Source organism: Saccharibacillus brassicae (assembly GCF_006542275.1).
Taxonomy (GTDB): Bacteria; Bacillota; Bacilli; order Paenibacillales; family Paenibacillaceae; genus Saccharibacillus; species Saccharibacillus brassicae.
Genome location: NZ_CP041217.1, coordinates 1,965,114 through 1,988,245 on the forward strand (window position 1 = coordinate 1,965,114; position 23,132 = coordinate 1,988,245).

General features: G+C 49.6%; 21 protein-coding genes. All 21 read right to left on the reverse strand.

Features of this window, described 5'->3' with window-relative positions; genetic code table 11:
* Positions 1-5: 5 nt before the first annotated feature.
* Positions 6-392, reverse strand: coding sequence for a flagellar protein FlaG (locus FFV09_RS08275; protein ID WP_141447393.1), 387 nt, complete (start codon positions 390-392; stop codon positions 6-8).
* Positions 393-526: 134 nt separating this feature from the next.
* Positions 527-1,315 (reverse strand): FkbM family methyltransferase, encoded by a 789-nt coding sequence (locus tag FFV09_RS08280; RefSeq protein ID WP_141447394.1) that lies wholly within the window; start codon positions 1,313-1,315, stop codon positions 527-529.
* A 53-nt stretch (positions 1,316-1,368) separates the two neighbouring features.
* Positions 1,369-3,291, reverse strand: a complete 1,923-nt coding sequence (locus FFV09_RS08285; protein ID WP_141447395.1) for a glycosyltransferase family 2 protein — start codon at positions 3,289-3,291, stop codon at positions 1,369-1,371.
* A gap of 58 nt (positions 3,292-3,349) precedes the next feature.
* Positions 3,350-5,236: a glycosyltransferase family 2 protein gene (locus FFV09_RS08290; RefSeq protein ID WP_141447396.1), complete on the reverse strand. Its 1,887-nt coding sequence runs from the start codon at positions 5,234-5,236 to the stop codon at positions 3,350-3,352.
* Between the two features lie 167 nt (positions 5,237-5,403).
* Positions 5,404-6,219, reverse strand: a complete 816-nt coding sequence (locus tag FFV09_RS08295; protein ID WP_141447397.1) for a flagellin N-terminal helical domain-containing protein — start codon at positions 6,217-6,219, stop codon at positions 5,404-5,406.
* A gap of 214 nt (positions 6,220-6,433) precedes the next feature.
* The gene (locus tag FFV09_RS08300; protein ID WP_141447398.1) at positions 6,434-7,249 is read right to left on the reverse strand and encodes a flagellin N-terminal helical domain-containing protein; all 816 of its coding nucleotides are present in this window, start codon (positions 7,247-7,249) and stop codon (positions 6,434-6,436) included.
* Between the two features lie 214 nt (positions 7,250-7,463).
* Positions 7,464-8,279 carry a flagellin N-terminal helical domain-containing protein gene (locus FFV09_RS08305; protein ID WP_141447399.1) on the reverse strand — a complete coding sequence of 272 codons (816 nt, stop codon included), beginning with the start codon at positions 8,277-8,279 and terminating at the stop codon, positions 7,464-7,466.
* A gap of 216 nt (positions 8,280-8,495) precedes the next feature.
* Complete coding sequence (locus FFV09_RS08310) at positions 8,496-9,311, reverse strand: flagellin N-terminal helical domain-containing protein (RefSeq protein WP_141447400.1); 816 nt, start codon at positions 9,309-9,311, stop codon at positions 8,496-8,498.
* Between the two features lie 140 nt (positions 9,312-9,451).
* Entirely contained in the window at positions 9,452-9,691 is a 240-nt protein-coding gene (gene csrA, locus FFV09_RS08315) for a carbon storage regulator CsrA (RefSeq protein WP_141447401.1), read from the reverse strand.
* A gap of 1 nt (position 9,692) precedes the next feature.
* Entirely contained in the window at positions 9,693-10,148 is a 456-nt protein-coding gene (gene fliW / locus FFV09_RS08320; protein WP_141447402.1) for a flagellar assembly protein FliW, read from the reverse strand.
* Positions 10,149-10,255: 107 nt separating this feature from the next.
* Positions 10,256-10,825, reverse strand: coding sequence for a DUF6470 family protein (locus FFV09_RS08325; protein WP_141447403.1), 570 nt, complete (start codon positions 10,823-10,825; stop codon positions 10,256-10,258).
* Between the two features lie 24 nt (positions 10,826-10,849).
* Positions 10,850-11,764 (reverse strand): flagellar hook-associated protein FlgL, encoded by a 915-nt coding sequence (flgL, locus tag FFV09_RS08330; protein ID WP_141447404.1) that lies wholly within the window; start codon positions 11,762-11,764, stop codon positions 10,850-10,852.
* 30 nt (positions 11,765-11,794) lie between these two features.
* Positions 11,795-13,396: a flagellar hook-associated protein FlgK gene (flgK, locus tag FFV09_RS08335; RefSeq protein ID WP_141447405.1), complete on the reverse strand. Its 1,602-nt coding sequence runs from the start codon at positions 13,394-13,396 to the stop codon at positions 11,795-11,797.
* A gap of 20 nt (positions 13,397-13,416) precedes the next feature.
* Positions 13,417-13,917 (reverse strand): flagellar protein FlgN, encoded by a 501-nt coding sequence (locus tag FFV09_RS08340; protein WP_141447406.1) that lies wholly within the window; start codon positions 13,915-13,917, stop codon positions 13,417-13,419.
* A gap of 132 nt (positions 13,918-14,049) precedes the next feature.
* Positions 14,050-14,319 carry a flagellar biosynthesis anti-sigma factor FlgM gene (gene flgM, locus FFV09_RS08345; protein WP_141447407.1) on the reverse strand — a complete coding sequence of 90 codons (270 nt, stop codon included), beginning with the start codon at positions 14,317-14,319 and terminating at the stop codon, positions 14,050-14,052.
* Between the two features lie 191 nt (positions 14,320-14,510).
* Positions 14,511-14,915, reverse strand: a complete 405-nt coding sequence (locus FFV09_RS08350) for a TIGR03826 family flagellar region protein (protein ID WP_141447408.1) — start codon at positions 14,913-14,915, stop codon at positions 14,511-14,513.
* Positions 14,916-15,053: 138 nt separating this feature from the next.
* The gene (locus FFV09_RS08355) at positions 15,054-15,941 is read right to left on the reverse strand and encodes a ComFC family protein (protein WP_141447409.1); all 888 of its coding nucleotides are present in this window, start codon (positions 15,939-15,941) and stop codon (positions 15,054-15,056) included.
* Entirely contained in the window at positions 15,938-18,148 is a 2,211-nt protein-coding gene (locus FFV09_RS08360) for an ATP-dependent helicase ComFA (RefSeq protein WP_246098504.1), read from the reverse strand. Before FFV09_RS08360 ends, FFV09_RS08355 begins: the two co-directional genes overlap by 4 nt.
* Before the next feature lie 225 nt (positions 18,149-18,373).
* Positions 18,374-19,099 carry a response regulator gene (locus FFV09_RS08365; protein WP_141447410.1) on the reverse strand — a complete coding sequence of 242 codons (726 nt, stop codon included), beginning with the start codon at positions 19,097-19,099 and terminating at the stop codon, positions 18,374-18,376.
* On the reverse strand, positions 19,071-20,267 hold the full coding sequence (locus tag FFV09_RS08370) for a sensor histidine kinase (RefSeq protein ID WP_141450392.1): 1,197 nt from the start codon (positions 20,265-20,267) through the stop codon (positions 19,071-19,073). Before FFV09_RS08370 ends, FFV09_RS08365 begins: the two co-directional genes overlap by 29 nt.
* An 83-nt stretch (positions 20,268-20,350) precedes the next feature.
* A complete protein-coding gene (locus FFV09_RS08375; protein ID WP_141447411.1) occupies positions 20,351-23,047 on the reverse strand; it encodes a stalk domain-containing protein in 2,697 nt (898 codons plus the stop codon).
* Positions 23,048-23,132 lie beyond the last annotated feature (85 nt).

Below are 23,132 nucleotides of genomic sequence, written 5' to 3' on the forward strand. Positions count from 1 at the left end.
TCCCCCTATACTTTCTGGTCGACCAAGATTCCCGCAATTTCCATCATTTTGGCTACAAGATCCAGTGTTTTCTCAGGCGGAATTTCGCGAATCAGCTCTCCGCTTTCCTTGTTTAACACTTTAATCATCAACTGATGCGTTTTCTCATGAATGTTAATCTCAAGCGTCGTTTCCGGTCCTTGCATAGCTTTCACGGCGCGATCGATCGTTTTGAGCAGTTGTTCGTCGCTGATCGAAATAGAAACTCCTTGATGTTCCAATTTCGTCAATTCCCCTGTGTTTCTCGCTGCTTGTATCATCTGGTTGTCTATAGTGGAAGAAACGCTGCTTGTTTGAACGGCTTTTGTAAGCCCTCCCGCAGGACTGGCCGATACAGAAAACTGCAGATTCATCTGACAACCTCCACTTGTTTTATTTATCTTTTTTATCGGACAAAATCAAAAAAAATGAATAGCAAAGAAGTGACTTACATTAATAGAAGGCTGTCATATCTTTATGACAGCCTTCTTTTCTTCCTATCCAGCTATTACTGCTCACTCATTACCACAAACGGATATCCCCCTAGTTCAATAACATCATTCACTTTAATTGCAATTAAATCTCCTTCGTCTGATAACCCATAAAAAGTTTTTCCTGATTGCTCGTAATTCAGAATCATGGAAGTAAAGTCTTCCCAATCCCCTTGCAGCATTCCTTGGTTCAATTCAAAAATTACTGTTTTAATCCTGCCGCTTCTTAACCAGTCATCCATTCCTATAAAAGCTTGGAGCTCGCCGCCCTCAATATCGATTTTCAAAAATTTAATTTCTTCAATATTCCCAATAGCTTCTGGTAAGGTAATAGCATCAACTTCTAATTTTTCGAATTCATCTTCATAGTTAGCTTTGTATTCATCGCTATGCTCATGAATCGAACTATTCCCCATAAATTTCTTTGAGGCATAAAAATCAAGCTTTTTTCTTTCTGAATAAATTGCAATATTGTATGAGGAAACTCTATCTCTAAGATAATTTATAGAAAGGTTATCAATCAAATATTCATATAAGTATTTATTGGCTTCAAAGCTGAAAACACGACCTCCACTACCTACTAAATATCCTAAAAGAACTGAAAAATAGCCGATATTTGCGCCAACGTCAACTACTATGTCACCTTGCTTCACCTGCTTGGCCAAGAACTTTGTCAAGGGGCCTTCGATTACCCCATTAATAATTAAGTCAGGTGACAAACTTAAATCGTTCGAAGGCACTATCAATTTTCCACCAAATACTGGAGATATCAACATTTTATTTCCGCCAATGTATGTACCATGCATACTTGTGTCATCTCCTTTATTCATTTAAATAAAGTACTGCAAAATCTGCTTCGTTAATCTTTCCAGGCAATCAGATTAGGATTTTCATCAAGAATAGATTCATACTGTTGAGAACGAATATCATTTTTTTCAACATCAAGTAGTTGATACCGTTTGTATTTGAATTCTCTATCTTCTTTTCTACTCCAGCCTAAATGTTTGAGTCTCAAATCGGACTTTGCATTCAATCCAATATTTAAAATGTTTTTAGGAAAACGTCCGCAATGCTGCTTTTCTTCTAGCCATTCATACTCTGCATCCGGGCAATATCTTATCATAAAAGGACGAAGAGTATTGTGAGCATACCAATATTCGTCTTCTCGATAATGTGTCGAATCCCACATATCATATAAGCGGAAAGAAACGGTTTTAACATCTGCCCTCTGAACAATTACATGGATATTTGTATTGAAAAGTTCTTCAAAAACTTCATCGGCATCTACATTCAATATCCAATCCGGGTCTTCTTGGATCGTCGCTTCCCATTGCTGTCGTCTCAATTCTACTTCATTGTTAAACTTTGATTCTTTATTTTTTATAATGGTATGCTTAACGCTGGAAAGCATTTCTTTACAAATGGAAGCCGTTGTATCCTCACTGGCATCGTCAATAATAACAGCACTATCAATGTATTTCACATGTTGTGCTAGAGCCTCTTTCAAAAATCTATCGCTTTCATTTTTTACTACCATAGAAAGTGTGATTTTTCCTGGTCTTTTATGATGAGAAGGTTGAATACCCAACGGCAGTTGTTCTTCTACTGAAAACGAAGTAATTTTAAATGTCTGATCCATCTCAGTAATATTGCAAGTACAACGATAATGTTCTGCTGCTTTTTCCCCTTGCTTTAGAATATAATTGTACAATTCGAATTCTACAGTGTGGGTGTTGGTACTGTTGTCGTAGGCTGCATACTTTAGTTCTTCTACGTAAGCATTTACTTTCAAATGATTTTTAATAGTCATTTCTTTTTGTTCCTGAATATTTTCTTCGATACTTTTCCCTGCATTCTCGTCGAAAAACAGCTTCCAATCTGTTGCATACCCAAGAGCATAATGGAATGTTCCTAACGCTTCCATTCCTTGTTTTGCAATATTTACAGCTTTACTTACTTCTACACTGCTATTTTTCTCTTTGATACTTTGTTTATATCCGGTTATCCCTTTAAGATCACTATCTCGATAAATATGATAGGCCGGAAAGTGAGTATCTACAAATAAAGGTATGCCGAGCGCTGCTGCTCTTATGCAAAAATGACGATCTTCTCCCCAAAAGGAAATATTTTTAATTTCTTTGAAATTGACTCCTTTTTGCAAGGCTTCTTTACTAAGTAATGTACAGGCCCCTAACCCTCCCACCTCATACACCCCTGGAATTCGCATCTTGGCAATAAATTCTTGTTCCCGTCTACTCAGTTCTTCTTCAGATAAAATTTCATTTCTATGTTTATAAAACAAGTCGTAATGATCAGTCAGCCATACCTGAGGAAGTTCTGGAATCTCCGGTTTCCATCTAGTCCAAAACACTTCAGAGATAATGCTTTTTTCCAAAGAAATTAAATGTTTCACAGTAGCAGGATTTAATACAATATCTGAGTCCACTAAAAATAAATAATCATAATTAAATTCTTTAGCAATTTGTATCATGATATCTTTAAGCCTGGCTACCTTCCAAACTAACTTTTCATTCCAATTGTGAGTGAAATCATCTTTAACATATTTGTCATTACTCTCACTTTTATAAACAGTAACATTTGAATGAGTTTGAGCAAATTTTTCAAGAAGCTTACTCGATAACACTTCTTCGTTGTCATCAGCAAAAAGGTAGCTCAGTTCCAAACCTTCTTGATCAAGCTCGGATAAAGACAATAAAAATTCTTTAAGAATAACTGGCTTTTGCTTGATTGGACTACCAATTAAAACTCTTTTCGCTGTCACAATTGTCACTCCTATCATTTTCATCTCGCTTTATTAAATAAATTTCTATTTTATAAGGTTAAGCATTTTTTTCTCTAACCCATTCACACAACGGATAAGCTTCCCTTATATAATCAGAAATCATTTTTGCGTTATTCTTATCTCCTGAAAGCTCATAGAAGTTGTACAAATTCTCATAATCTTTATAATTTGAACGTTTTTCGACCAAGCGTGCATAAAAGAATATAGCATTTTCAGGCTGTTCTTGTTTTTCACAAATCCTTGCCAGCAGCTCAACACTGTTGAATTCATTAGGGCGCTTTTGATACTCATTCATTAAAAGATCTAAGGCTGTATCGGAAAATCCGTATTCCATTAATCTTTTACAAATAATAAAATTCAATTCCTTTGAAGAATCCCAAACATTATTCAAAACTTGCTCAAATACTTCAAATTCTTGAAGCTTAATCAGTTGAACAAGAATATAATCAAAAACTTTTTCTAAAGTTGATGTAACCTTGAATTCCTTATGACTTTCTCTAGTTACAAGGCTGGTAATAGCTTTTTTCTCGGATTTACTGAGGTTTAATGCCATAAATCCTTTATTCAGCAATTCGATATCTTCTTGCAAAATCGCCAATACTATAACGTCGATTCCATTAACTTCTGGAATCGAATTCAGGGCTAGCCACATTTTTCTTGCTTCGGTATAACGCTTTGCATACTGTAGCGCTAATGCAGTGATATGCTCCTCTACGTTAACTGCATACTCATTCAAACAATGAAGGAGAAGAGGACTTTTCAGACTGTAAAAAACTTCTATAATGTTTTTTAAACTTTGAATCCCTGAGAGAGGGTATAAGTTTTTTATACTTAAGTAAGCATCTTCTCCCGTAACCCCCGCTTTAGATAAGATCTCAACATATTTATAAATCCCAACCGTCAAATCATTTTTCATATGAAGAGCTTGTTCAATATGTGCATAACTTTTTTCGATTTGATTAACTTCTTCATACCATTCTGCGAGTCTCAAATGTGCAATGTATCCACCGTTCCCTTCAGATACAGTGATTCCTTGGTCACCAAGTTCAATGCATGCTTCCATTGTACGGATCGCATCTTTTTTATAACCGATTTCCTTGAAGAATAAAGCTTTCAAATGAAGAAGGTCTGTTTCATTAGGATATACATTAACCGCATCAATCAAAATAACTAATGCTTCTTCATATCGCTTCAGCTCACCCAATGCTTTGCAAAGCGTTGTTACAAGCTCAGGTAAGATTGTAAGTCCCTTACTTAGAGAATAAGCCTTTTTCAAAAAAGTCATTGCCTTTTGATATTCTCCTACCCAAAAATAAGTTCTTCCTAGGTTGAATAAATTATAAGCGCTTGGATCTTCTTCCGCTCCTTTAAGAATTAGAGCAAGGTTACGATTAGCTTTATTGCGATCCTGCATCATATCATCTGTATAACCTACATGCATGATCACAGAATTTGCATGCCCGGCAATTAAGTGAGCACCTTCGCCTGTAACATCCAAATGTTCATGTAATCGATTTTTATAATTTAATCCTTTATGATTCGCAAATAAACGGATAGCTAAATGGTTGAGAGCACGTTCCCCAGAAAGCAAATTGTGAATTTTCACAAAATAATAATCGTCTTCTGAAGAGATATCGTTTTGCAGATCAGCATCTTCAGGTAAATATTCATCCGCATCCAGAACAAGAATGTAATCTGTATGGGCATACTTGATCGCTTTATTTCTTGCCGCCGAAAAATCATTGATCCATTCAAAATGATGAATTTCTGCTTGATATTGCTCGGCAATTTCAAGAGTTCGATCTGTTGATCCTGTGTCTACAATAACAATCTGATCGACCACCGATGCTACGCTATCCAAGCACTTTTTCAAATGCTTTTCTTCGTCTTTGACGATCATGCACAGAGCAATTGTTTTTTTCATTATTTCTTCCCTCTCATTCCTGAGTAAAAAACCCTATATTTCTTTATCGGTCTAACTACTTTTTATTATTAGGCGCTGCAAAATCAAACTCATCAGCTCTTTAAAGTAAATATGTAATAAAAAAACAAAAAGACCACCAATATGGCAGTCTTTTTGTTTTTTCTGGATTAACGAAGAAGTTGCAGTACGCTTTGCGGCTGTTGGTTCGCTTGCGCAAGCATCGCTTGCGAAGCTTGAGCCAGAATGTTGCTCTTCGTTTGGTTCATCATTTCTTTCGCCATGTCGACGTCGCGGATACGGGATTCCGCAGCCGACAGGTTCTCCGACGTCGTGCCCAGGTTGTTGATCGTGTGCTCCAGACGGTTCTGGATCGCACCCAATTGCGAACGCTCGGCTGATACAGTCTTCATCGCCGCATCCAGTGCCGTGATAGCCGCGTTGGCTCCGGTTTGCGTGCCGATAGCAATACTATCGATACCCAGTGCAGATGCTCCGATGTTGGCGATACTCAGCGTGATCGCTTGGCTCGCGTTGGCACCGATATGCAGGACCGCTGCGCTGACTCCAGCACCGTTCAACAATTTCTTCGTATTGAATTCAGTATCTGTCGAGATCCGCGTTACTTCACTGTTGAGCTGCGCTACTTCTCTTTGCAGTTCCGCACGGTCGTCATTTGTGTTCGTATCATTCGCAGACTGGACCGCCAATTCGCGGATGCGCTGCAGAATGCTGTGCGTTTCGTTCATCGCGCCTTCCGCCGTTTGGATCAGCGAGATGCCGTCTTGAGCGTTCTTCGAAGCCATGTCCAGACCGCGGATCTGGCCGCGCATTTTCTCGGAGATCGCCAGGCCGGCAGCGTCGTCGCCTGCACGGTTGATCCGAAGACCCGAAGACAGTTTCTCGATCGATTTTGCGGTGTTCACGGTGTTCGCGCTCAGCTGGCGGTGCGTGTTCATGGCCGAAATGTTGTGGTTGATAATCATTGTGGTAGTTCCTCCCTGAAATTAGTTATTCCCACATCCATGTGGTTGTGCCGGTGTTGAGCTTGGCTGCTCTTCACTAGCTTATTATATATATCGGTTAATTATTACTTTTATTTAGATCTATTAATTTTTTATTTTAATTTATTTTCTTATTGATTAGCCGTATCCAAAAAAAGCGGCTCTCCCGAAGGAGAGCCGCTTTGGCGTTGAAGTATTAACGAAGCAGCTGCAGTACGCCCTGCGGCTGTTGGTTCGCTTGCGCAAGCATCGCTTGCGAAGCTTGAGCCAGAATGTTGCTCTTCGTTTGGCTCATCATTTCTTTCGCCATGTCGACGTCGCGGATACGGGATTCCGCAGCCGACAGGTTCTCCGACGTCGTGCCCAGGTTGTTGATTGTGTGCTCCAGACGGTTCTGGATCGCACCCAATTGCGAACGCTCGGCTGATACAGTCTTCATCGCCGCATCCAGTGCCGTGATAGCCGCGTTGGCTCCGGTTTGCGTGCCGATAGCAATACTATCGATACCCAGTGCAGATGCTCCGATGTTGGCGATACTCAGCGTGATCGCTTGGCTCGCGTTGGCACCGATATGCAGGACCGCTGCGCTGACTCCAGCACCGTTCAACAATTTCTTCGTATTGAATTCAGTATCTGTCGAGATCCGCGTTACTTCACTGTTGAGCTGCGCTACTTCTCTTTGCAGTTCCGCACGGTCGTCATTTGTGTTCGTATCATTCGCAGACTGGACCGCCAATTCGCGGATGCGCTGCAGAATGCTGTGCGTTTCGTTCATCGCGCCTTCCGCCGTTTGGATCAGCGAGATGCCGTCTTGAGCGTTCTTCGAAGCCATGTCCAGACCGCGGATCTGGCCGCGCATTTTCTCGGAGATCGCCAGGCCGGCAGCGTCGTCGCCTGCACGGTTGATCCGAAGACCCGAAGACAGTTTCTCGATCGATTTTGCGGTGTTCACGGTGTTCGCGCTCAGCTGGCGGTGCGTGTTCATGGCCGAAATGTTGTGGTTGATAATCATTGTGGTAGTTCCTCCCTGAAATTAGTTATTCCCACATCCATGTGGTTGTGCCGGTGTTGAGCTTGGCTGCTCTTCACTAGCTTATTATATATATCGGTTAATTATTACTTTTATTTAGATCTATTAATTTTTTATTTTAATTTATTTTCTTATTGATTAGCCGTATCCAAAAAAAGCGGCTCTCCCGAAGGAGAGCCGCTTTGGCGTTGAAGTATTAACGAAGCAGCTGCAGTACGCCCTGCGGCTGTTGGTTCGCTTGCGCGAGCATCGCTTGCGAAGCTTGAGCCAGAATGTTGCTCTTCGTTTGGCTCATCATTTCTTTCGCCATGTCGACGTCGCGGATACGGGATTCCGCAGCCGACAGGTTCTCCGACGTCGTGCCCAGGTTGTTGATCGTGTGCTCCAGACGGTTCTGGTTCGCACCCAGTTTCGAACGCTCGGCCGACACGCTCTTGATCGCTGCGTCCAGTGCCGTGATAGCGGCATTGGCTCCGGTTTGCGTAGCGATATTCACCGTATCGATACCCAGCGAAGCCGCGCCCATGTTAGCAATGCTCAACGTGATCGCTTGGCTCGCGTTGGCACCGATATGCAGGACCGCTCCGCTGACTCCAGCACCGTCCAACAATTTCTTCGTGTTGAACTCGGTATCTGTCGAGATCCGTTGTACTTCTTTCGTCAGTTCCGCTACTTCTTTTTGCAGTTCTGCACGGTCGTCGTTCGTGTTCGTATCATTGGACGATTGAACCGACAGTTCGCGTACGCGCTGCAGAATGCTGTGCGTTTCGTTCAGGGCGCCTTCCGCCGTTTGGATCAACGAAATGCCGTCTTGAGCATTCTTCGAAGCCATATCCAGACCGCGGATCTGGCCGCGCATTTTCTCGGAGATTGCCAGGCCGGCAGCGTCGTCGCCTGCACGGTTGATCCGAAGACCCGAAGACAGTTTCTCGATCGATTTTGCGGTATTTGCGGAGTTGGCGCTCAGCTGACGGTGCGTGTTCATGGCCGAAATATTGTGGTTGATAATCATTGTGGTAGTTCCTCCCTGAAGTTGGTTAATTCCACATCCATGTGGTGGTTCTGGCGTTGAGCTTTGCAGCTCTCTACCAGCTTATTATATATATCGGTCGATCTTATCTTTCTGTTTAGGTTTTTATTGCTTTTTTAAATTTAATTATAAACTTTAGATAAAGAATTCCAAAAAAAAGCAGCTCTCCCGAAGGAGAGCCGCTTTGGCGTTGAAGTATTAACGAAGCAGCTGCAGTACGCCCTGCGGCTGTTGGTTCGCTTGCGCGAGCATCGCTTGCGAAGCTTGAGCCAGAATGTTGCTCTTCGTTTGGCTCATCATTTCTTTCGCCATGTCGACGTCGCGGATACGGGATTCCGCAGCCGACAGGTTCTCCGACGTCGTGCCCAGGTTGTTGATTGTGTGCTCCAGACGGTTCTGGTTCGCACCCAGTTTCGAACGCTCGGCCGACACGCTCTTGATCGCTGCGTCCAGTGCCGTGATAGCGGCATTGGCTCCGGTTTGCGTAGCGATGTTCACCGTATCGATACCCAGAGAAGCCGAACCCATGTTAGCAATGCTCAACGTGATCGCTTGGCTCGCGTTGGCACCGATATGCAGGACCGCTCCGCTGACTCCAGCACCGTCCAACAATTTCTTCGTGTTGAACTCGGTATCTGTCGAGATCCGTTGTACTTCTTTCGTCAGTTCCGCTACTTCTTTTTGCAGTTCTGCACGGTCGTCGTTCGTGTTCGTATCATTGGACGATTGAACCGACAGTTCGCGTACGCGCTGCAGAATGCTGTGCGTTTCGTTCAGGGCGCCTTCCGCCGTTTGGATCAGCGAGATGCCGTCTTGAGCATTCTTCGAAGCCATATCCAGACCGCGGATCTGACCGCGCATTTTCTCGGAGATCGCCAGGCCGGCAGCGTCGTCGCCTGCACGGTTGATCCGAAGACCCGAAGACAGTTTCTCGATCGATTTTGCAGTGTTCGCAGAGTTGGTGCTCAGCTGACGGTGTGTGTTCATGGCCGAAATATTGTGGTTGATAATCATTGTGGTAGTTCCTCCCTGAAGTTGGTTAATTCCACATCCATGTGGTGGTTCTGGCGTTGAGCTTTTCAGCTCTCCACCAGCTTACTATATATATCGGATGTAAAGCCTGTAAGTTTATAGCTAAATTTCAGTTTTGCCAATCATTTTTTAGGGCTATTTTTCATATGCTTCATCAGACGTGCAACGTCTTGCGAAGCCGGAGCAGCGGATTCCCGATTGGATTGCTGAATCAACTCATAGACTTCTTTACGAAAAATATCGACTTGTTTCGGTGCCTGTATGCCAATGCGCACAGTCTCGCCTTCTACAGCAATCACCGTAACTTCGATATTATCTTGAATTACGATTGTTTCTCCCTTTTTCCGGGAAAGCACCAACATATCATTCCCCTCCTTCGACAGGGTTTATAGCAGATTCCAGCTCACTTGGCCAGAGTAGATGTTTGGTAGGATAGGAAGAATTATGCAAAACAACTTGAAGACCCTTGCGTTTTTTTGGGTTCAGTACGATTGGCGCCAAAATGTTCATTGTGGATTTCTCGACTTCTTCATGCAAAGTTACTATGCTGCGTACGACTACATCTGAATGAATTCCCAACGCTTCCTTTTCAGAACTTCCAAGTTCAAATTCATATTCCGGGAAAAACACGAACGGATCGACAAGCAAAAAAGACAGATGTTTCTCTTTTAGAGATTGGAAATGAAAAAACGGACTATCTTCTACGGGAATAAGCGCAAACTCTGTTTCTTCGTCGAAACCAGGGATACCTTTTTCAAAATGATAGATCTGCTCTACCGTAATTTCTGTACTGCCCAAAGTGGCTGTCTCGATAATCAATCCGATCACTCCTCGATTTCTCGATTAAAAATCCTGTATTGCGATTATAGAATAAAAAAAAGCCGGGCACCACAATCTATTGCGTGTCACGACTCATGTTAAGGCATTTATCCAATTGTATCAATCGAAGGCGGAATAATCTCAAACGTGTTCTTCTGAAGCAAATACATGTTGATACTGCCTACCGTGTAATTGATCTCTACAGGCTGTGTCTCGATTCGAATGTCTACTTTAGCCGCTCTAAAATCGATTTTGGGCGGTGGCGTCTCGAAACGAATTTGTACATTTCCCATTGAAGCCGGTCCTCGAGATTCCGGTATCGGCAGCGCCTTGTTGTCTGTTCCATAGATCTCTGCGATGGTGTTGCCCGGCTTATGAATGGCAGCCAATTGATTGCCCGCATCGACACGCTTAGCCAAAGCCTGCATAAAATTTTGCTGATACCCCGAAACAAGACGATCATTCAGTTCTCGCATCGTCCCACCCGTATATGCTGCAAAAGCTTTGCTCTGGTCAATGGTCAGCTGAGGTTTGTACTGCTCGATAGACAGCTGTGCAGCCTGAGTTTCCTGCTGCATCTGCGGCTTGGGCTGACGAATCTCCATCTGTCCACGCGTCGTTTCGATCCCAATCTTGGCCGGAGTTTGCCTAATTTGAATTTGAGGAATAGAAGGCATGGAAGCACCCACCTTTCCGCGGCTTTATCTCATAAAATCAACCAGGGAAGTGCTGATAATTTTGGCTCCAACAGACAGGGAGGCATTATAGACGCTTTCTTCGATCTTCGACTTGATCATCAATTTTGCATAATCAGCGTCTTCCGTTTTGGATTGAAGTTCGGTCAAGTTAGTTTCCAAATTCCCAAGACGGTTCTCCATCAATTCAAGACGATTCGTTTTTGCACCGACTTCCGCATGAACAACAGCAAACTTATTTGTTCGCGAATCGATCATATCCAACTGAGCACCGATCGCTTTCAAGTCACCATTATCAAGTGCCGCTTCAAGATTATTGAAAATAGCAAACATGTTATCGGCTTCATCGCCGCCGAATACCGTATTCCCCGAAGTATTGATAGACATTTGCACCCCGGCGCCGACCGTATATTTAACCTGACCCTGATCCAAAACAAGCGATCGAGCAGCCGAAGTGTCGGAAACTCCATTTACTTTGGCAAACCCGTACGGTTTTTGATCGTAAGTTTCGCCGTTAAAAATGTATTTGCCGTTAAATTGGCTGTTACCGACATCGATCATTTGCTCTTTGAGCTGTTTGATTTCGGCCTGGATGCTGTTATGCGACTCTTGGGAATTGGTTCCTGTCGATGCTTGAACGGTCAATTCACGCACACGCTGCATGACGGAATTAACTTCGGTCAGCACATCATCATTAAATCCTAACCACGATAACGCACTGTCCGTATTGCGTTGATACTGTTCGTTCGAAGACAGCTCTTGCCGATACCGCAGCGAATAAGTGATGCCTGTCGGATCATCGGAAGGCTTGTTAATCTTCATGCCTGTTGTCATTTGAAGCTGGGTATCATTCATTTTCGATGCTGTTCGATTCAGGTTATTCAATAAGTGATTGCTCATCATCCCTGACGTTACTCTCATAATTATGACGACTCCCTTCTTATTTCGATTTTATCTTCCGACTGTTCCCGTACCGTTAATCAATTTATCGAGCATCTCATCATAGGTGGTCATAAAACGGGCCGAAGCGTTATACGCTTGTTGGAATTTGACCAAATTCGTCATTTCTTCGTCCTGCGATACCCCGCTGACCGACTGGCGATTCGTATCGACCTGGGTCTTCAACGATTCTGCATTTGCCATTTTGCGATTAGCTTCCTGCGCTTGAATACCAAGTTGACCTACCATTCCGCTGTAACGATCGCCGATTGTGGCATTCGTGGTATTTCCGGCGGCATCTGTAACAGTAAATTTGCTATTTTTCAAATCTGCCATGATTAAAGCTAGCCCATTATTGCCTTTGATCGCATTTCCGCTAGCATCGGTACGAATTGAAGAAGCCAGCTTGTCGGGATTGTTGGCAATGACGGAATTGAGAGCAATCGAAGATGCTGTGATCGTCGTTCCTCCGCCCGTACTTACGAAAAGAGGAACTCCCCGCTGTGAACTACCGTCCGTAGTCAAGCCCATTTGCTGCAATCCGTTAATACCTGCTACCGTTAACGTACTGTCGTCTTTTAAAGATGCGCCTTTTGGGAAAGCCGTATTTGCAGGGAGTGTTGCACCGTTTGAGAGCACGACTTCTTTGGATAACATGGTGCCCTCAGGGAAAGAAGAACCGGCCGGGAAAGTGACATCTACGTTTCCGTTAGCCAACGTATTTGCAATTTGGTCCAATTGAACCTGGTAATCGGCCGTATATTTGTCACGACCCAGGAACATCCCGTGAATTTCGCCGCCGGTTGCCGTACTCAGAATCGTCTCCAGCGCACTCCCTTTGGCCGCAGGCTGGTCTACAGGAAGCTGCGTAGCCGTCGTACCGTTTACAAGAGCTTGCCCGCCCATACTGATGTTGTAACCGGCATCCGTATCCGTGACCGTAATATTTACGAGCTTGGAAAGTTTATCGGTCAGCAAATCTCTCTGGTCGCGGAGATCGTTGGCATTGTCGCCCAGACTTTCGATTCGCGAAATCGATCGATTCAGATCCGCGATCGAATCGATGTTGGACTGAAGCTCTTTTCCTTTGAGTGCGATATTCGAGGTGAGATCCGCATTCATGTCGCTGAGTTGTTTGGACGTATGATTAAACGTATCCGTCAGAGCAAGAGCGGCCTCTTTGACTACTTTCCGCGCGGTCATGCTCTCCGTATCTTTGCTTAAATCCGATACGGATTTCCAAAACTTGTCCATTACCGTACGTAAACCGGTGTCGGAAGGCTCGTTAACGATCCCTTCCAGTTTGCTTAGAGCATCCGCTTGAGTTGTCAGCGTTCCCAAAGAGCTGTTCTCGCTCCGGAACTGCGTATCCAAATAACTTTCGCGAATCCGAGTAATGCTTGTAAATTCCACGCCGGTACCCAGCTGTCCGGGGTTAAGCGAACGCATTGCACCATAGGCTTCCATAGGAATGGACGCTTGCATGTTAACGCGCTGACGCGTATACCCTTCCGTATTTGCGTTCGCAATGTTATGTCCTGTCGTATCCAGTGCCGTTCTTTGAGTCATCAAGCTGCGACGCGCCGTCTCGATTCCATGAAATGTAGATGCCATATTGTTCGCTAATCCCCCTTTTACCCTCTTGCATTATAGAAGCCTTGATTGCGATAACCGGTAGATGTGCTGGCCGGATGCGTATATGTGTGGCTGTCTGTCGGAGTTCCGACAAGCAGATCAATCGAAAGATTAATGAATGTAAGCGACTGCTCGGTCAACTGCTGGTTAATGTCGTTGAGCGATTTGAGCTTCTGCAGTATGGTGGCAAGTCTATGCTGAACGTCTACCAGACGAGCCTTGTCCTCGACATCAAAAACCAGACGGGTAAGTTCACTGAGCTTGAGGTTCAAATTTGACTTGATTCCCATTGCCTGCATAAAAGAAAAAGCTGCTTCCGTGCGCTCTTGGTCCAGTGCTCCGATCATTTTGACGATCTTGGACTCCTGGTTGTTGATGACAATCACACGATCGACGTCGTTTGCCATGATTGCCGTCTTCTTCTGTTCGCCAAGTTCCAACATCCGCTTGTGCGCCGCTTCCATTTGTTCCAAAATCTCAATCAGTCGGTTCAATGCCACTGTTCGTTCACCTGTCTTCTTTATATATTTGTAGTTGAATGCTCTGTATTTAAAAAGAGGACTTCCCCAAAAGCTCCGGACCTGCCGGGCTTCTGAAAAAGTCCCCCATTCCGTTATAACCTTTATCGGTCATTACGTAAGAAAAGGTAAGAGTTTCTCGGCAATTTTATTTGCGTCCACCGAATAAGTTCCGGCAGATACCTGCTGCTTCAATTCCTGAATACGTGCAGCGCGGTCGCTTTCAGCCGGCTTGTTGGCAGCTTGCAGCATCTCCATCGCCTCCGTGGAAATCGTAACTTCGTCCTTGCGCGCCGTCTTCTTCGTTTCTTCGGTACGCTGCGTCTCTTGGGTCCGTTGGTAAGGGTTCAAGGCACCGATTCTCGATGGTTCGTTGATCTTCATAATATATTCAACCTCCTAAAGGTTTGTATTTTCGCTGGCTAGGAAAAAGCACCGATAAGCTTATACTAAGTTTATCGGCGCCTCTTCAAACATTGTTTAGAGCTATTCAAAGAAAAAAATTAAATTGTCAAGCGTAAATTCGGGCTATTTCCGTTTCGCTATTCCTATTGCTGGGTAAAGCTGCACGAATTTTACAGCGGCCGGTTGCGGTCGAACGCCTTGTAGGCGCCGGTCGAATTGTTTTTCTGAACGGGCGCGGTCTCTTTGCCGGCCTGGCGCAGGTCTCCGGCGAGCTTGGTCCGGCAGGAATCGCACATATTTCCTTCCCGGATAAACGTTCCGCACACTTCGCATTCGTAGCTCAGGTTGGGCGCGCTCGCGGTGGAGATGCGTCCTTCGCGGATAAACGTCGTGATCTGCCGGATGCTGACGCCGGTCTCGTCCGACAACTCCTGCATGTGGGCGCCTTTGTTATCGCGCAAATATTTGACGCAGGCCTCGTATTCGTTCTCGATATCTTTTGCGCAGTTGGCGCAGATTCCTTTGTAATTCATCACGAAAACCTTGCCGCAGCGCGGACAGTTCGCCAAATTCATCTTGAAGTGCCTCCTCGTCTTTCGTTGTTCCTATAAAAAAACAAACCTCGAATTATATATCGGATATCGTTCTCTTTTCCGTTAAAAAGCATCCCGCTTCTCCCATTTTAACCGAAAGCAGAGCGATTACAAGCGCTTTTACGAACGGGCGAGCGTCAGGCTGTAGACGGAAACGGGGCGTCCCGAACGTTCTTCCAGTCTCTGCAAAGCCGAAGCGCAGACGGCGGCGGTCGTTCCCGTCGTATAAATATCGTCGATCAATAGGATTCGAATAGGAAAAGACCCTCCGGGTTGTTTTGTTCTTCCTATAAGGTCCCATTCCTTAAAGATCCGGGGGTCCAAATTAGGAGCGGGGCAAAAAGCGCCGTTCAGATTATGCAGCCGCTGCGCCCGCGTCTTGAAACTCTGTTTGCCGGTATGCCGTGTACGCGCAAGCAGTTCGTGGGCCGGCAGCCGCATATGCTTCGCCAAACGGCGCGCCATCCGCTCCGCCTGATTAAAGCCCCGTTCCTCCAGCCGCTCCGCGCTGACCGGGACCCATGTGACGCAGTCCGCACTCCAGGCATCGGAGCGGAAAGCATGCCGAAAACGGGAAAGCAGCCGCTTCTCGATCACTGTCCTGTCCGCATGCGCCGAGTCCGCTTCGCTTCGCGCCGACAACTCGCTGCGCATCCGGCGGTACGCCTGTTCCAGCATGAGCGAGAACGGTTCGGCGAACAGCTCCTGTCCGCCGTATTTGTACGCGGCGATCCATTCCCGCATCGTCTTGTCATACAGCGCCGCGCTGCGATTCAGCGTAAAGGCCCGGCGGGCCGCATCGGGGCGCAGACAATCGGGACAGCCCTGCGCCCGCCCGCAGACGAGGCAGCGGGGCTCCGTGATCCACGGCACGAGGGCGGCGCAGCGCCGACACAGCAGCGGCAGCGACGCACCCAAAAGAGCGGGACGGCCGCAGGCCAGGCAGGTGTCGAGCCGCGGAGACAGCAGACGGCGCAGAGTGGCAGAGGGATTCGGGAATCCGTTCATCGTCTTGGCTCTCCGGGCGAACGAACAGGACTGGGGTCTTCGCCGGGGGCGGTCAGCAGAAAAGGCTTGGCCCATCTGTTCATCCGGCGGATCTGGCGGCGCGCTCCCGCCTGGGCAGCCGTATGCTGCGCGGAAGCGAACACGACGCGGCCCGACGGATCTTCGGCCGACCGGCCCGCGCGACCGGCCATCTGTACGAGAGAAGCTTCGTCGAACAATCGGCTGTCCGCATCCAGAATATAGACGTCGCTGCGGGGAACGGTCACGCCGCGTTCCAAAATGGTCGTCGTGACCAAAATCCGGAACTCGGCGGAGCGAAAAGACAGCACTTTGTCGCCGCGCTTTCCGTCTTGCGAAGAAGTGGCGCCGACTGCTATGCCCGGAAAAGCTCGGCGCAGCAGGGCGGCCAGACGTTCGGCGTACACAATTTTCGGAACAAAAACGAAAAGTTGGGCACCCCGGCGCAGCGATTGCCCGCATCTGCGCAGCAAAGCGTCCGGCAGGCGGCCCCGGCGCAGACACTCCGCAAGCGAAAGCATACGCAGCGGTTCCGGCACAGGCAGCGGATGCCGATGGTAGCGCACAGGCACTTTGGCGCAGGCCAGCCGGCCGCGGCGGACGAGCGCCAGCATGCCGCGCGGCGGCGTGGCGGACAGGTAAACGGTCCTGCCGCCGTCTGTCCGGCAGGTCTCGGCGGCATAGGACAGCATCGGATCGCCGTGAAAAGGAAAAGCGTCCAATTCGTCGATCACGACCAGATCGAACGCCCGCGCGAATCGCAGCAGCTGATGGGTCGTCGCAAGCGTGATCCGACCTCTCTGCCAGCGTTCTTCGCTGCCCCCATACAAAGCCGTCAGCGGCTCGTGCGGGAAAGCCCTGCGCAATCGGGGCGCAAGTTCCAGCACGACGTCGCGCCGCGGAGTCGCGACCAATACGCGCCCTCCGCGGCGCAGCGCGCTCTCGATCAGCGGAAACAGCATTTCCGTCTTGCCGGCGCCTGTCACCGCCCAGAGCAGAAAGCGGCTGGCCGGATCGGCCGCGGCATAGCCGGACGTGTCCGGCCGCGCGCCGGGCCAGGCCGCGCCAAGCATGGCGGTGGCGGCGAGCCGCAGGGCGCCGGCTCGCCGGGGCGGCGGCGCCGAAGCGTGCGGCACGCGGCGCGGCGCACGCGGTTCGCGCCCGGCCCTGCCGGGCCGCGCAGGTCCCGGTTCCGCTTCGAGGAACCGGACCGCAAGCTCAGACGCGGCCGTCTGCGCCGGGCTGAGCTTCCAGCGCGCGAGTCTCGCGCGCAGGGCGGCTTCCGGCTCCGCATCGGCCGGAAGCCCGGGCCCGGGCGGCGCAGCGCCCGGGCCGCCCTGCCCGCCGCGGCGCGGCGCGCGCGGCAGGCTCTGCAGCAGCGGCTCGCAGGAGCGGCTGCGCCCGAGCGCACGGCACGCTTCGCAGCGTGCGCAGTCCGCCGAGCCGCAGGCGGCGCAGGGGCCGCCCGCAGCTTCGCTGCCGCAGCGCACGCAGCGATGCGCGGCGCGGGCCGCGGCGGCGAAGCGGCCGCCGGACAAGCCGCACATGCGCGCTTGCCCGTTCAGTCGGCCGAAAAGCCGACTTGGGCCGGCTCCCGCGGTCTTCTCCACCGCGCCCGATAAGGTGAGCCGTCCCTGCAAATACGCCCACTGCACGATCGCTTTCCAATCGCGTTCCAGCTCCGGGGCGATCTCGCGAATCATCGCAAGCAGTTCGCGGCCGAGCAGCGACCGGCCTTCCAGCAGTTCTCCGAGTACGGTGGCCTGCTCGTTCAAACGCTGTTTCTTTTCCAGTTGATCGATGTCGGGCTCGCCCGGTTCCCGTCCTGCCGCTCCTGTCCAGCTTTGCCCCGCGCTCCGGCAGTCCGCCGCCTCCTCCTCCATCCCGAGCAGCGAAGCGATCGAATGGGGGGCTTCGGCCGCAAGCTCAGGTGCGAGCCACCGGCGAATATACCGCTCCCACTCCCGGTGACTCCAACGGTCCGCCGATTCGGGCACGGTTTTCCCGCTCAGCCGCGCGGCCCACTGCAGCGGCATGCCGGAAGAAACCAATTGCATAGGCAGCGAGCCGGCCTTGCCGTATCCCGCGGCGCCCAACTCTCCCCACCACAGAAAGTCCGCTTTCAAATCTAGCGATAGATATAATTTTCTCTCGTGCCCGTCTCCCGCCGCATACAATGAAGCTTTCATGTTCAGGCCTCCCACCAAATTTTTTAGAAAATTCCACAAAAAAAGCACACCCTTTTCGCTCTTGGGAGCGTATAAGGAGTGTGCTTCATTCCTTCCGACCGGTCTGGGACCGTTTCGGATTTTACGTTATTTTGTTCACTTACTAACCTTTTCCAAGTTCTATCAATTCCCTACTTTCGCTCATGAAATAAAAATGCGTCTTCCTGCCTTCGCGAATCGTCTAACTTACAGCGTAACCCAGCCCATTTTGATCGCATTGATTACGGCCTGCGTACGGTCTTCGACTTCCATCTTTTGCAAAATGCTGCTGACATGGTTCTTGACCGTTTTCTCGCTGATAAACAGGAACTCGCCGATCGCCTTGTTGCTCTTGCCTTCCGACATGAGACGCAGCACTTCCGCTTCGCGGCGCGTCAGCGGATTGTCTTCCCCGCCGATGAACTTGACGCCGGCTTCCTCGTTCTGCGTGCTTTCGAACATCGCGCCGCGCTCGTTGACGAACGTCATGCGCTGCAGCTGTTGAATCAGTTTGCCCGTCACTTTGGGATGAATATAGGCGTGGCCGGCCGCTACGCTGCGGATTGCGTTGATCAGCGATTCCGCTTCCATGTCTTTCAAGAGATAGCCGCTTGCTCCCTTGCGAAGCGTCTCGAAGACATAGCTTTCATCGTCATGAATCGACAGCATGATGACTTTGATATCCGGAAAAATCTCGCGGAGTTTCGCCGTCGCTTCCACGCCGTTCTCGTTGGGCATGTTGATGTCCATCAGGATGACGTCGGGTTTGAGGGAATTGCAAAATTCCAGCACCTGAATGCCGTCGCTGCACTCCCCGATGACCTCGATGTCGTCCTCCATGTTCAAAATCCTTTTCAATCCCTCACGGAACAACTGGTGATCGTCAGCCAAAAGCACTTTAATTTTAATTTGTTCCGAGTTCATGCTCTCCATCTTCATACCCCTTTCCATTTTCTACATTCGTCGGGATATGGATCACGATTTTAGTTCCTTGATTCTCGGCTGATTCGATCTCCATTCTTCCCTCAAGCAGCTCGACTCTTTCCCGCATTCCAATCAGACCGAAGTGCACATGCTGATTCGCCTTTTGCTCCAAGATTTCCGTGTTAAAACCGCGCCCGTTATCCCGAATCGAGATTTTGACAAGCTGCGTCTGGTAGGCGATCTCGACGACGACATGAGTCGGGTCCCCGTGCTTGGCCGCATTGGTGAGCGCCTCCTGAATCAAACGGAAGACGGCAGCCTCCATTGCGGAAGAGAGCCGATACTCTTTGCCCCTCGTCTCGAATACGGTACGAATCCGGTTCTTATCCTCGTAATCGCGCGTGTACTTGCGAAGCGTCGGAATCAATCCGAGGTCGTCAAGCGCCATGGGACGGAGGTTAAAAATAACTTTGCGGATCTCTTCCAGGCTGTAACGTACCTGCTTTTTGAGATCCGCCACTTCTTCTTGAACGCGGCCGTAATCTTTTTTGCTCAGCATGCGCTCGACGATTTCGGTCCGGAGCGCCATATTAGCCATTAGTTGCGCCGGACCGTCATGAATTTCCCTGGAAATGCGTTTGCGTTCTTCTTCCTGAGCCAGAATGATTTTCAGGCCGACCATCTGACGGGTTTTGGCGGATTCCAGCATTTTGGTCGCCTGACCGACTTCTCCGCCGGACAAGTATTCGGTGACGACGCTCATCTGCGAGCCCAGCGTCTCGGCGCGCTCGATCGCGTTCATCGAATTGCGCACACGAAGCTGAAGCTCATCGCGCCTGGCTCTCAAATAAGCTTCTTTCTCCCGATACACCGAAAGCTCCAACTGAAACTGCGTCGCCCGTTCATAAGCCTGCCGAATATCATTCTCCGTATATTTTACGAAATCCCGGCTCACTTCCGTGAGCCGGATACGGGAAAGACGGAATTTACCTTCGAGATCGTCGACTTTGTCGGCGGTGTCCGAAGTATCCTTGATGACCTTCTGCAGTTCTTCGGTGAGTGAGTTGAGTTCGGCGCGGGACTGATCCAATATCTCAAAAATTTGATACTTGCTGTCTTCCACGACTTGAATGGCATTTTTGATGACTCGGTCTAAAGCATCCGCTTGGAAATCCACGGGCAAAATCGACTCCATTCTTCTGGCGTTCACCTTTTTGCTAGCCTTCCTATTGTAAGGGTGATCGTTCAGAACCTATCGTATCATGACTCGATAGTCACGGTCTTCGTTTTTTGTTCCCATTTTACGGACAATCCGAGCTGCTCGGAAACAAGTCTAACAGGGACTAAAGTCCTATTAGAGATACTTATCGTCGCCGCTTCGGCCGTTTTGCGTTTTCCGTTGAGGATATAGTCCTTTTTATTCAAATTCAGTACAAGCAGTTGATCGCCGCGCCGAACGGCAATCGAACCGGTCTTCGCTTCCCAGCCCGACGTTCCTCCGAACGCATCGGTGATATATTTGACCGGCAGATAGGTGACGCCGCCCTGCACGACCGGAGCCGCATCCATTGTGCTGGAAGTTCCGTTCGTGAGCAGCGTTTTCGAACCGACGGTCATCTTCGCGGTTACACCGGACGGAAGGTCCAGCGAGCCCGCGGAAGCCGTGGACATCGTTTTGATATTATCGATTTCCACGAAGCCGCTGGCCGAACGTTCGTCTTGTCCTTCTGCCAGATTCACCACGTAAATCCGTTTCAACTTGGCCGGATACGCGATGCTGCCGTATTGGTTCAAGTTGACGGTCAGTGTTTTCCAACCGGTAAAGTTCAGGCTTTTGGCCAGGTCGACGTAGACGGTTTTGCCGTCGGCGCCGACAACTTCGGCACGTAGCCAATTGTAACTGTTATCGCCCAATACGTCGAGACTCATCGAACCTGCGCCCGATGATAGCGTTTTGCCGGACGAACCGTTCAGATTGGCGTAGGCGTACTTGTTGCCCGTGCCTCCCGTCGTATCGTAGTCGATCCGCAGCACTTTGGAGTTGGCATGCGTGCCGCTCCCCGCTTTGATCTGCGCGCTGCCGGTCACCGCCGACGGACTGCCGGTAAAGCCCAATCCGTAGGTAACGTTCTCGAAGTTTTCCCAACTGTTCTCCTGAACGTCCGCCAGCGTCAGCATGCTTTTGAACCCTTCGTAGCTTGCGATCGCATAGCCGACTTTGGTTCCGGCATCGACCGAAGTCACGTTCAATGCCCCGTCTTTGATGCTGCCTTTGAACCCGACGAACTCCCACTGCAGCGCCGAAGGATCGATGCTGACCGTAGCGCCGGACTTCAGCGTCGCCGTTGCCGGCAGCGGAATCGTCGTGCCTGCCTTGAGCGGAGCCGAGACCGTGCCGAGATTCAGCGCCGACAACGAATCCGCGCCCACGACTTCGACCTGCAAAGTGGAAGTCACTCCGCCGCTTGTGGCCGTAATCGTCGATGTGCCCGCTTTTTTCGCCGTAAACGTGCTTCCGCTGACCGCGACGTTCGCATTGCTCGATTTCCACGCCGGATTGATGCTCGACGCGGCGATCGGATTATAGTAGGTATCGTACCCTTTGACGCTGTAACTTGCGCTCTCGCCGATCAGCAACTGCTTTTTGCCGCTGACCGCGAAGCCTTTCAACTGGCCTGCCGGAGCCGTCGTATAGACGCCGAGCCCGTTGACGACGCTGCGCTGCACCTCTCCGCCGTATTCGGTCGTGAACGTCAGCTGCGCCTGCTCTTCGCCGAGCGGACGCGTCACCATCGTCGTCGATCCGCCTCCGTCGAGGTTCATGCCTTTCCAGATACCGAGACTCGTCATCAGTCCCTGAAGCTCGGTCAGCGACATGCCGCTGCTGCCGTCGTTGTCCTGCACCGTCACGATATACGCGTACTGTCCGCTCTGGGAGTAGCCGAGCGCCGTCCGTGCGCGGTATCCGCCGATCGAATCGACATTGCGGGAAAACGAAGACGCTTTGCCGTTATCGACCAGAATGGTATGCCCGCCGATCATCACTTCCAGCGAATTCGGATCGAGCTTTTGCCCGTTCGTTTTGGACACGAGGCTGTAATCGGTCTGGACTTTGGCGCCGACGGTCAGATTCGCTTTGAGATACGCCGCCGCCGTTCCGTGCGCTCGCAAAATGTAGCCGCCTGCCGGGACGGTGCCTTCCAGCGCTTTGCCGAGCGAGACTTTCGTCACGACGCCGTCTTGCACGAGCGCTTCGGACGGAATCGTCGCGCTGTTCTTCGGACGTTCCGCGTTGCCCCACGCTTCCGTGTACATGTACATCGCGTCCACGTGGCTGTAGGTTTTGCCCGACTCTGTCGAATACGAGACCAAATTGATGCCGGACAGTTCAAACGGCTGCCCGCCGTTCGCTGTGACCGTGCCCGCAAAATCGTATTGGTCGATCACCGGTTTGCGGTCCTTCGTCACGCCGAACGCGTACATGCCTTTGAGATCCGACGGGCTGGACATCAGGACGCCGTTCGATACCTGCGCGCCCATCGGAGCCCCTTCCGCCGCCGTGTTGAAGTAATCCCCGTTGACGCCGGCTACCGCACCGGTTTCTTTGGCCATGCCGCTGACGGTCTGAAGCGTGGTAAACTTGCCGCCGCGTCCGGTCATGACATCCATTTTCACGTACGGGTTTTTCAGATCCACCTGGATCACGTCCGCCAGTCCCGAAGCCGTTTTGCCCGAGCGGGGTACGGAATATTTATAGGTCATCAGTTTGGCGCCCGACGTAATGATCTCTTCCGACGCCTTCTCGATCGACACGGCTGCCGCCGCGGAAGCGGTGTACGTACCTGTCAGCGCTCCCCAGCCCGGTACGGCCAGCGGTTGTACGATCAAGGCTCCGGCCAGCGCGGCGATCATCCACTTTCGGCTCGTTTTCAACGTTTTGCTGCCCTGCTTGTTCATGAGGTTGAGTTTCGCTCCCTATCTGTGCAGATTCGTTCGCGTATGTACGACTGTGTAGTGTAGACCTATATACGCCACTATTCTA